General features: G+C 37.7%; 8 protein-coding genes. 3 read left to right on the top strand and 5 right to left on the bottom strand.

Annotated elements, in window-relative coordinates; translation table 11 throughout:
* Window positions 1–117 precede the first annotated feature (117 nt).
* Window positions 118–1,107 (bottom strand): hypothetical protein, encoded by a 990-nt coding sequence (locus H6G77_RS33210; RefSeq protein WP_190873859.1) that lies wholly within the window; start codon window positions 1,105–1,107, stop codon window positions 118–120.
* A gap of 112 nt (window positions 1,108–1,219) precedes the next feature.
* Window positions 1,220–1,486, bottom strand: coding sequence for a hypothetical protein (locus tag H6G77_RS33205; RefSeq protein WP_190873858.1), 267 nt, complete (start codon window positions 1,484–1,486; stop codon window positions 1,220–1,222).
* Window positions 1,487–1,696: 210 nt separating this feature from the next.
* Here H6G77_RS33205 and H6G77_RS33200 point away from each other — a divergent pair, with 210 nt between their 5' ends.
* The 3 genes from H6G77_RS33200 (at window position 1,697) to H6G77_RS33190 (ending at window position 7,565) form a co-directional block, all read left to right on the top strand.
* Complete coding sequence (locus tag H6G77_RS33200; RefSeq protein ID WP_190873857.1) at window positions 1,697–2,290, top strand: hypothetical protein; 594 nt, start codon at window positions 1,697–1,699, stop codon at window positions 2,288–2,290.
* A 419-nt stretch (window positions 2,291–2,709) separates the two neighbouring features.
* Window positions 2,710–4,986 (top strand): ShlB/FhaC/HecB family hemolysin secretion/activation protein, encoded by a 2,277-nt coding sequence (locus tag H6G77_RS33195; protein ID WP_190873856.1) that lies wholly within the window; start codon window positions 2,710–2,712, stop codon window positions 4,984–4,986.
* On the top strand, window positions 4,938–7,565 hold the full coding sequence (locus tag H6G77_RS33190) for a CHAT domain-containing protein (RefSeq protein ID WP_190873855.1): 2,628 nt from the start codon (window positions 4,938–4,940) through the stop codon (window positions 7,563–7,565). The genes H6G77_RS33195 and H6G77_RS33190 overlap by 49 nt, the downstream gene beginning before the upstream one ends.
* 13 nt (window positions 7,566–7,578) lie before the next feature.
* On the opposite strand, the gene H6G77_RS33185 is transcribed toward H6G77_RS33190, so the two are convergent.
* From H6G77_RS33185 to H6G77_RS33175, 3 genes are read right to left on the bottom strand one after another with little or no spacing between them, the layout of a single operon-like run.
* Complete coding sequence (locus tag H6G77_RS33185) at window positions 7,579–8,403, bottom strand: DUF928 domain-containing protein (protein WP_190873854.1); 825 nt, start codon at window positions 8,401–8,403, stop codon at window positions 7,579–7,581.
* 2 nt (window positions 8,404–8,405) lie between these two features.
* Window positions 8,406–9,968 carry a CHASE2 domain-containing protein gene (locus H6G77_RS33180; protein WP_190873853.1) on the bottom strand — a complete coding sequence of 521 codons (1,563 nt, stop codon included), beginning with the start codon at window positions 9,966–9,968 and terminating at the stop codon, window positions 8,406–8,408.
* Window positions 9,938–10,435, bottom strand: a complete 498-nt coding sequence (locus H6G77_RS33175) for a hypothetical protein (protein WP_190873852.1) — start codon at window positions 10,433–10,435, stop codon at window positions 9,938–9,940. Before H6G77_RS33175 ends, H6G77_RS33180 begins: the two co-directional genes overlap by 31 nt.
* Between the last annotated feature and the right edge of the window lie 11 nt (window positions 10,436–10,446).

Below are 10,446 nucleotides of genomic sequence, written 5' to 3'. Positions count from 1 at the left end.
GAGCGCATCCAAGAAATCTTCGACCAACTGACATTTGAGCAGGTAATTTCTATCTCTTCTTATAACTTTATCCTGGAAGCTCTATTCTATGCAGCTTCATATTAAATTGGTATTAGATCAATCCGTAACCCCATATTCTTGCTCAATCACACTTAGCAGCTTTTCTTCCACATCAGTCAAATATGATCGCTTCAGTTCCCCCAAATACTTCAACATAGCCCTACCAGCTTCTTCCAAATTCTCGCTCTCCTGCAACCGTGTGATGCGATCGCACACCTGCTGCATCTGCTGGCATTCCTGGGGCAGGTAATCGAATGACTTGAGATGCTGCACCCCAACCGTCAATTCGCCATCCCAAGTTCTCACGGTGCAACTGAACTCATGGACAGCAACCACTATGCACCAACAGCCTCTCTTACCCCTGAGTTCTGGGTTGTCCTTCGCTAAAATTTGGCAGACTTCACCAACTTGGTAGCTGTTGGGTACTTGGGTACGTTCTATTATCCTTTGCACCACATCAGTTACGATCCTGGCACTGGGAACTTTACCTCCAGCCTCCTGTACTGCCCGTTGCCAAACTTTAATCTGCTGCTGGGGTTCTAGCTGTGCCAAGGGGCGCACTTGTCCTTCTTTAGTCGGCAGGATTCGTGAGCGGTTAGGTCGAGTTTTGTTCACTTCCTCATTTTGGGAACAATTTGTTCCCGTTTCATCTACTTCTCCATTTTGGGAACAATTTGTTCCCGTCACTATGTTATCAAATACCACAGAACCAGCTATTAAATAATTGACTCGGCGATGGGTGTATCCAAACCTGTCCTTGCAATATTCCTCGAATGTTCGATGGGTGGAACGGTATAACCTGCGATCACGCAATTCCATCAGTGCCTTGCCAGCCTCAAAAAACGCTCGTTCAACTTTTCGTTCCAAATGCAGGCGATCGCTTTGTTCGTCCTCGGTCAGTTCTGGTACTTCAACAGCATTAACTGTAATAGTTGCAGTAGCAGGATTGTCTTCATCAAAGACATCCTTAGATTTAATAGATAACGTGTTATCAAGCGATTGAGCAGATATATCATTTTTCTGCTTAGAGGATGGTTTTTTCGGCATTCCACCCCTTTTTTATTTAAAAGTATTTTCGAGACAGCCAATTACAGATAAACATTGGGTGAGGCGAATTGTGGTGTCATGCTTTGAGATTGATTAAGCATCACCACAAAAATTAGTCTTCCTCAATTTTCACGATGTCATTGATAGTGACTAAATTCCCAGATAGCTGAGAACAAATCCTGGCAAGCTTGACTATATTATCGATATCCGCTTTCTTGAGCTTGCCATCACGAGCGACCGTTAAGGTATGCCTAGTGACCTCATTCGGCGTTCCTTCAAACTGCCGATGAACGGCATAGACAGATAGAGGACTGCCATCTTCGGCCTTGGGCCACCATTGCGAGATATCAATATATGCTTCCATCCAGAGGGCTAACACTTTTCGATTTTCCAACCTCCATTAACGCCTATCTGAATACAGAATAACAGCCAATCAATATACAGGCTATCAATTAACAGAATAACTGCTAATCAGTATATTGACAATCAGTTAGCAGAGTAGCATAATACAAATATAGCAAAAGGCAATCGCTCTCAGCCTCGGAAACTTTGTGCGATCGCCTTTTGTTCCACTTACGGAAATATTATTATGACGCACAATATCTGCATTCAGCAACCGCCCACCGATTGCGGTCTAACGCACAGCAAAAGAATTGCCCCCGACGAACAAGCGATTGCTCAAGCCGAACTGAACCATTATGTTGCGGAGCAAGCGCAGGCGATCGCCCCAACGACAGACTTCTTAACATCTCGTGACCGCCACATCATTAGCGAGATTATCCAAATAGAACCCGAATCAATCCGTACTCTGTGGATTGAAGGTGGAATTACCGTATGGGTACAGTTGGTTGATGCTGGAAGATTCCCGTTTGAGAGAGACTGGTTTGCGACACGGGTTGCAGAAGTTAAGGCAACATTACCCGAAACACCAAGAGAACGGAACGAACGCCTGAGCGAAGAATTAGAAGTTGCTTGTCAGAAATACGGTTTAACACACGGGGAAATAGACTGGCTTTCCTTCAGCACTACGCTATACCTCAATCGTCAGCGTCTGGGCTTCCTTGGGTGCAATCTCCAAGGTCAATGGTATAGCCGAATAAGCCAGTTGGGGGGCAGTCGAATGGCTGTTGATATTGATGCTGCGATCGCACTGTTAGGGATTAGACAATCTGTTGCGGCATAAGAGATGCTGCACAGAATTCAGTTTTCTCAAACCATTATTCAGTATTTATTGAGACTAGCGTTTTCTTTTTTACAAAGATTTTTTATCAGCATATTGCATTCATAGAATTAATTTGATGCTGTTAAAAACACAGCAAATAACCAGTAAAAATTATCATACTAGTGAGATTTGTAGAAATTATTTAATTACCACAAGAGAAATATTGCGCTAAAATCTATAAAAACGCATACTAAAGATATACATAAAGGTAGATGCAAAAAATATAAGTTAGTCATGTGGCAGAACTTTATTAGGCAAAATAAGAGAATTTATTCTTGCAAAAGTCGAAGCTTTGAAATAGAAAGACTTAGGTACGCAGACATTCGAGAAATCAACTGTAGTGGGGCTAATTTGAGAGGTTAGACCTTTCAGGTAAACTCATGCAACACTATCAGAATTACTCATACAACTTTATTTGCTGGTTGCTATGCTTAAGTCCATTTGTCTTGACTGCTAGTATTAATGCAGCATCAGCAAGTAACAGTCATTTTGATTCCTTGTCAATTATCAAACCAAGCACTGAAACTCCAGTGTTTCCTCCGCTTGCATTGTCAGAATCATCTGTAAGCTCTTCCCTAGTAACAGATTTTGATGTGGAATTTAGAGACAATTCTTCTAAACAATTAGAGGTGTTTAGTAGTAAAAAATTTGAAATTAATGCAGTAGGATATAAATTTTGGAATTCACCAATTATTTATGTCGCTCAAGTTACTTCTCCTACTTTTCCAGTCCCACCAACTATAAGAAATGAACCACAACCAGATACTTTACCTTCTAACATTCCTAACCCAATACTTTCTCCTGAACAGCAGCAATCACCATGTTCCCCTGCTCAGATTCCAGAAGCAATTTGTGAAACAGACAAACCATACAAAGTCACTAGTTTAAAATTTGTTAATAGCACAGTTTATAAATCAGAACTACTACTGAAAAAGTTATATAAAAAATTAAAGGATGAGGATAACACAAAACTAGCTGAAAAGCTTAAAAAGCTGAAAATAGTATACAAAAAAAAAGATAAGAGGTGTAGTTCGGATAACGATGAACAAAATCCAGAAAATTATGTATGCAAATTTTCTGATAATGAGGATAAACTTATACAAAATTCTCAAACAAATTCAAATCATGAAATTTTTTTATTGTCAGAGTTGATTCAGATATCTTCTACTATCGCTAAAATTTATGCTGATGATGGCTTTGATACTTCTGGTGCGGTTATTTATATACCGAAAGAAACCCAATTGAATAGAGAAGGTATTGTCATTATCCGAATTATCGAAGGCGAGTTAAACGATATAAAAGTTACATTTATTGATCCAAATAAAAAAAATACAACAGAACCCGCTAGTTCAAGACTGAATCGTGAGTATGTGCGATCGCGTATAGCACTTGCAGCATCAAAGCCATTAAATACTGAAAAACTACGAGAAGCCTTACAACTGCTACAAATTAACCCACTAATCAAATCAATATCTGCTCGTCTCTCATCTGGTACAAATCCAGGGGAAAGTATTTTGGATGTACAAATTCAGGAGGCTAACTCTTTCAATACAGCACTTAGCATTGATAATGGTCGCGCTCCCAGTGTTGGTAGTTTTGAACGCAGAGCAGTTTTCAGAGAAGCTAATTTACTAGGGCTAGGCGATCGCTTGAGTCTGGGTTACACAAACACAGATGGGAGTAATAACTTTGATGCAAGTTACACATTCCCTCTCAATCCCAGCGAAGGAACTCTCTCATTTGCCTATATCAACAGTCAAAATCAGGTGATTGAACCACCCTTCGATGACATTGATAACGATGGAAATGGTGGAGATATTGAATCAGAATCCCGTTCCTACGAATTAACTCTGCGTCAGCCCATTAGCCGCAGAATTTTGAGTGCAACAAAGAAAGATTCAACACCACTACCAACCTTTGAAGAAGTAGCCTTGGGTTTGACAGCTTCTTTGAGAGAAAGTCAAACATCTTTATTGAATATTCCTTTTCCTCTTTCGCCAGGAGCTGATGACAATGGAGTGACGCGCATCTTTGCACTCAGGTTTTTCCAGGACTGGACAAGGCAAAATGCCCAAGAGGTGATTGCCTTTCGTTCTCAATTTAGCTTCGGTTTTCATGCCTTTAATTCCACTATCAATCAACAGATTCCAGGAATAAATGAAGTCATTCCCGATAGTCGCTTTTTTTCTTGGCAAGGACAAGCATTATGGTTACGTGTTTTTGGCAATGAGAAATATAAACAATTATTTAGATTACGCGCCAATGCTCAATTAGCAGATCGGGCCTTGGCATCTTCTGAACAGTTAGTATTTGGAGGTTTAGGTAGTGTACGCGGTTATCGCCAAGATATTTTACAAACTGACAACGGCGTTTTTTTAACAGGTGAATATGAAATCCCTATTTTACAGACTTTTAAAAATACAGGAGTTGTACAAGTTGTTCCTTTTGTTGATTACGGTATAGGTTGGAATAGTTCTGGTAATGCAAATCCGAGTCCCAACTCTTTAGCTTCTTTAGGTCTTGGTTTGCAGTGGCAACAAGGTAATGATTTTACTGCCCGTTTTGATTGGGGCATTCCTTTAATATCAGCAGAATCAAGAGGTAGAACATGGCAAGAAAATGGGCTTTACTTCTCCGTGCAGTGGAATCGGTTTTAAGGCGGATACATCAGTGGATATCTAGAATTTTATTCAGTCGCCGGGGATACTTTCGCCTAGTTGTGGTGATGCTGCTAGGAATGTTTATCTTGACTGTGGAAATGCCGATGGTATTGTCGCAAATGACTGGTGCAAGGCAAATTGCTCAAAATCTGGGTGAGGCTCAAAAGCTTGAAAAACAGGATATAAAACAGCAAATCGATAAAATTAAACAATTACAGAGTGAAGGGCGTTATTATACGGCTTGTGAGACTTTAATTAAAATAGTACTTCCTTTTTCAACCGGATTAACTTGTGATGATTTAGAACAAAAGTATGGGGAAAGTGAACTAACTTATTGGCAAGAAATTAAAAACAATATTACAAATCAAAATAACGAAACTCAAGTAGTTTTTTGGTTTTACTTTGGAGAAAATTTGCGTGTAATTGGTGACTTAGATAAGTCGCAAGAAGCTTTAGAAAAAGGTTTAGAAGTTGCTAAAAATGTATCACCAGATCAAGAAGCAGTCATATCTCTCAGTTTGGCTAATACATTTAGAGCAAAAGGAAATTTGGAACGCGATCGGCTATTGCCTCCGCAGTATGACTATTTACCTTGGCAATATGTAGATAAAATTAGTTTTATTGCAAAGGAAGAATATAAAAAAGAATATGACAGTATTATTTTTAATTATGAAAATGCTTTTAAAAAATATGAAAATGCCGCAGAAATTAGTCAAAGTATTCCAGAAAGTAAAAAATTATCAATTCTTTATCTGACAGCACAGGTAAATCGTATAAGTCTAATGATAGAGCTTGAGCAAGTGCCCAACGAAAATGATTTATTGAATTTGAAAGATAAATTGTCTAATTTACCTGTAAGTCTGGAAAAAGTTTATATACAAATTAGTTTTTTTAAAAGCCTTGTTTATCTACAACAATTGCCTAATAACTCTCTTTTTTGGACTTCTTGGAAGGATATTGTCAGCCAGTTGGAGTGCTTAACAGAAGAAGCCAGGAAACTCAGTAATCAACGTGCGGAATCCTACGTTCTTGGTAATCTTGGTGGTTTGTATGAGTATGAGTATTGTATCCAGAAAGATGATAATTGTCAGGATAGTATTCCAAATAAATCTTTAAATGATGAAACTTGGAAAAAAGCGCAAGAATTTACCCAAGAAGCACTATACCTCGCTCAACCTAGTGAAGCGCCAGATATAGCATATCAGTGGCAATGGCAGATGGGGCGTTTGTTGAAGGAGAAAGGTGAAATAAGAGAGGCTATCCCTAACTACCAAGCATCTGTCAATACACTTAAATCTGTGCGTGGTGATTTGCTGACGATTAATTCCGATGTGCAGTTTTCTTTCAGGGATAATGTAGAGCCTTTATATCGAGAGTTGGTTGACTTGCTTTTACAAATTGGTGGAGAAAATAACTTAATTGAAGCACGGAAGTCAATTGATAGTCTTCGATTAGCTGAACTTGAAAATTTTGTTCGTTGTAAATTGCAAAATAAAGAACAATTGACAAACCCGGATGCTTTAACGATATTAATATATCCAATCATTCTCAAAAATAGACTTGAAGTAATTGTCCAGTCAAAAACTGAATTACGTCATTACAAAAATAATCATGTTGATCAAGACACAGTAGAAAAAACAATTAAACAACTTCGGACTGAGCTTTATCGAAATGTTATAGAAAAAGAGTTATATTTATATTCACAACAGGTATATAACTGGTTAATCCGACCCATTGAACAGGAGAAAGTTTTAGATCCTAAAAAAATTAAAACTGTGGTGTTTATTTTAGATGGGTCTTTCCGAAAGATACCGATGGCATCTTTACATGACAGTGTTGAGAATAAATTTTTAGTTGAGAAATATGCAATTGCTATATCTGCCGGTTTAGAACTACCAGTATCTCAACAAAATAAGGAGTTAAAGGGACTAATAGCAGGACAGTCGCTAGACATTCCTGGTTATGGCCCAATCGAATATGTAGGCGAATCTAAAGGCAAAGATAAGAGTGAAATAAGAGGAATTGAAACAGTTTGGCAAAACGCAAAAAAATATGTTACAGCACTTCTTGATAAAGAATTAAACAAAAAAGTTCTAGAAAATGAACTCAGTTCTAATTCTCACACTGTAATTCACATTGCAACTCATGGTCAGTTTAGTTCCAATCCCACAGAGACTTTTATTATAACTGCACCGGGTGAGCAGTTGCGTTTAAATGAATTAAAAACTAAACTCCAAAGAAGAAATAGAAAACCTATTGAATTACTAGTCTTCAGTGCTTGTGAAACAGCAAAGGGCGATAATCGTGCTATTTTGGGATTGGCAGGAATTACTGTACAGTCAGGAGTAAGTAGTACTATTGGAACTTTATGGAGTGTGGATGATTACTCAACATCTAAACTTATGAAACAGTTTTATCAAGAGTTATTAAACAATAAACTCAATCCTGCTGAGGCTCTTCAAAAAGCCCAAATTACGCTTTTACAAAAAAAGATACATGATGACTTTATATATAGTCCATACCATTGGTCTCCATACATAATAGTAGGTAACTGGCGTTCAATATCAAATTTTTAGACATGGAACAGATTCAGTTATTTTGAGTAGATAGTATATAGTATTTAATATTTGTTTTGTTAGCAATATTTTCAAAGCCTGCATCTTTTAGTAGGCTTACTAATTGATCATTAATCATAGGGTTGTTTGGATTTTCTTGATGCTTTTCAACTAGAAGAGTTAAAGTTTCGTGCCAAATACCATTCTTAGAATAAAGTTCAATACGCTTTTCTGCTGTTGCTCCACGTAACTGATTTTCAAGGCTATCACCTAGTGTGACCCGTTCAACCCAACTGTCAACAGTAGGGTTTTTCGATATATCTGAATCGCAATATATAATAGAAGCAGTGAAATGATATTGTTGATTAAGTTTCAACTTTTGATGTAGTGATGGACGAAAACCAACAATACCGGGAGTGTCTGTTAAATTTAAAATATATTTTTGAGCCTCTTTATTTTCATTTAAAAGTCTAAACTCTAGCTTACGTACATCTTGAGGTAACTTAGGTACATAAAACCAGAAAACTGGCTCTGATTGCGCTGTTTTTCCTAAAGCCGATACAACATTTTCGTCTTGTGTTTGTTCTAGAAAATGAGGAATTAAAGCTATAAAAGGTTCTTTTAAGTCACTACAACGTCCACGTCTTCCCGTTGAAGATAGCCTGGAAGGCCGTCCCCGATTTGGCAAAGTAAATTTTTTACCTGGACTTGAAGCTAAGATTTTCAAACTATCTACAAAAAGATGAAAAGACTCTATTTTTGAGATTAAATATTGATTTAGTTGTGCCTTTGCTTCCATAGTATGGCTAACCAAGCTTACTACTAAGATTGCAGCTAAAGCAAGATTGAGTTTTTGCATATTTACTTTATTTGTTGGCTCGAATTGATAATATTAGGAATGCGACGCAAGTTTAGTAGAACTGCACTGGCTGCTACTAATGCCAATAGAGATGGAACTAAAGGTATCCAAATTCCATAATGTAAGAGGGCGTAGGATAATAAACACAAAATAAATGTTGCGGTACCCAATTCTGCAAATTTCTTGTATCGCTTTTTCCTCCAAAACCATGCTATTCCACCTCCAATTAACGACCAAATCCAAATACACAGGTTCTCAATCCACTGTGGACAAAATTCTAACAGGGGTCGTTTATCTAGAACTGCACTAAGAATTTGACTTACCATATGTGCTTGAACTTCAACTCCTGGCATTCTTTTTTTGGGAGACTCCCTATCACTATAAGGGGTTAAAAATAAATCACCTACTTGTTCGGCGGTGTAACCTATTAAAACTATCTTATCTTTCACCCACTCAGGCTTAATCTTATTTTCTAATACATCTGTAAGACTAACTTTTTGGGAAACTGGATCAACTGCTCTATAGTTAAGCAGAATTTGAGTACCTCGTATAGGTTCTGATAACTTTTGGTAACTACCAACAGGAAGCTCGGATCGTAAATGTTTAATAATTGTAGAACCATATTGTATATACTCTTCTGGCTTTTGAGTTAAGTTGAATTCATAACCTGCTGTTTTTAAAAAACGATCTGCCAGTAAAAAACTTAGAGATTGTATTGTCTGACAAGGATATGTAGGTTCTGTGCTGAACCAGATTGGATGACGACGAATAATTTCATCATCATCATCATCTACATTACTAAAACCTATACGGTACTCCAATGAAATACCTTTGGGTGGTGTAACACCTTCAGCACCAGTATTTCCTAATTTACAAATGCCAATGATGTTCTGCATCTGTTGTAAGTATTGTAAGAGCTTTTCATAGTTTTTTTTATCTGCTTGTGGTACATCCCTAAAAATATCTAGACCAATTACTAGTGGTTTATACTCTGGGTTTTCCAATTTCTGCAAAAGTTCCAACATTTTTTGATCTGAAAGAGGATATTCTTTATATTTTTCAATATCATCATCATTGATTCCAACAATAAGTAAACGTTGGTCTTGTGCTTCATTTAGTCGTAGCCGCATCAATAGGTCAAATGCTCCAAGTTCAAATTGCTGTAATATGCCAACAGACCTTACCGTTATTACAGAAATAGTGATTAATAAACTAGATGTGAAGACAACTCCACAAGATAACCAGCGTATCCAGTCTTCATTGTCTTTTATTAAGAGTAATAGTTGGTTTAGCCCAAATACTTTAGGTTCTGGGTGAACTGGTTCTGGGATTGAATCTCCTTCACCAGTTTTTGAACTTGGATTTGCATTTATATCTCCGTATACATTACCGTGAATGTTAATAAAGGAGTTACTATCGCTGTCTTGTAAATTTACTTGTTGACCAGATTTATTAGTATTTCGTGAAAACCCTTTATCTCTTCCACTGTAATTTTCTGTTGTTCGCCCCTTTTGCTCCAGATCGAAGTTGGGGACTATGACTTTTTTGTGAATGCCTGAACCCATTTACTAAACTTCGGAAAATATTGCCGTAAAAAGTTCTCTGTATCTAATCCCGCTTCGTAAGATAAACTAATGAAGGGCGGCATTGAAGAAATCACTGCTTTTAGCTGGGCTGCTGCTGTTGTACCCGGTTGGTTTACTTTGTCCAGAATCTCGCGCAAAATCTGCATAATTTCATCGGGATAAGGAGCAGTCTGACGTACTTCAAGTTTTCCGACCTGTTCAACAAATTCAGCAATTATAGGTTCTGCTTCTGATTCCTCAATCACTAATTCTGTTGATCTCTCACCCAGAATCTGAAAGTATTCTTGATTAAGCTGACATATATCCCAGCGTATCTCCTTAATTTGTTGGTCAATACGAACCTTCTCCTCCAAAGGTGCTAAGTCTTTAGCTTTTTGCTTACCTCCTAATTGCTCTCCCAAACGGTTCAAACTGTCTTTGATTTGATGCAGGCGATCGCTCGACATTGGTAAACTCC

Origin of the sequence: Aulosira sp. FACHB-615, assembly GCF_014698045.1 — a bacterium.
GTDB lineage: Bacteria > Cyanobacteriota > Cyanobacteriia > Cyanobacteriales > Nostocaceae > Nostoc_B.
Note: the sequence above shows the minus strand (reverse complement) of the source record. Positions and strands in the feature narration are given on the sequence as shown.

What these genes read in the sequence shown, in the direction of transcription:
- H6G77_RS33210 (WP_190873859.1), bottom strand. Translation starts at nt 1,107, where the DNA reads ATGCCGAAAAAACCATCCTCTAAGCAGAAAAATGATATATCTGCTCAA.
- H6G77_RS33200 (WP_190873857.1), top strand. Translation starts at nt 1,697, where the DNA reads ATGACGCACAATATCTGCATTCAGCAACCGCCCACCGATTGCGGTCTA.
- H6G77_RS33195 (WP_190873856.1), top strand. Translation starts at nt 2,710, where the DNA reads ATGCAACACTATCAGAATTACTCATACAACTTTATTTGCTGGTTGCTA.
- H6G77_RS33190 (WP_190873855.1), top strand. Translation starts at nt 4,938, where the DNA reads ATGGCAAGAAAATGGGCTTTACTTCTCCGTGCAGTGGAATCGGTTTTA.
- H6G77_RS33185 (WP_190873854.1), bottom strand. Translation starts at nt 8,403, where the DNA reads ATGCAAAAACTCAATCTTGCTTTAGCTGCAATCTTAGTAGTAAGCTTG.
- H6G77_RS33180 (WP_190873853.1), bottom strand. Translation starts at nt 9,968, where the DNA reads ATGGGTTCAGGCATTCACAAAAAAGTCATAGTCCCCAACTTCGATCTG.
- H6G77_RS33175 (WP_190873852.1), bottom strand. Translation starts at nt 10,435, where the DNA reads ATGTCGAGCGATCGCCTGCATCAAATCAAAGACAGTTTGAACCGTTTG.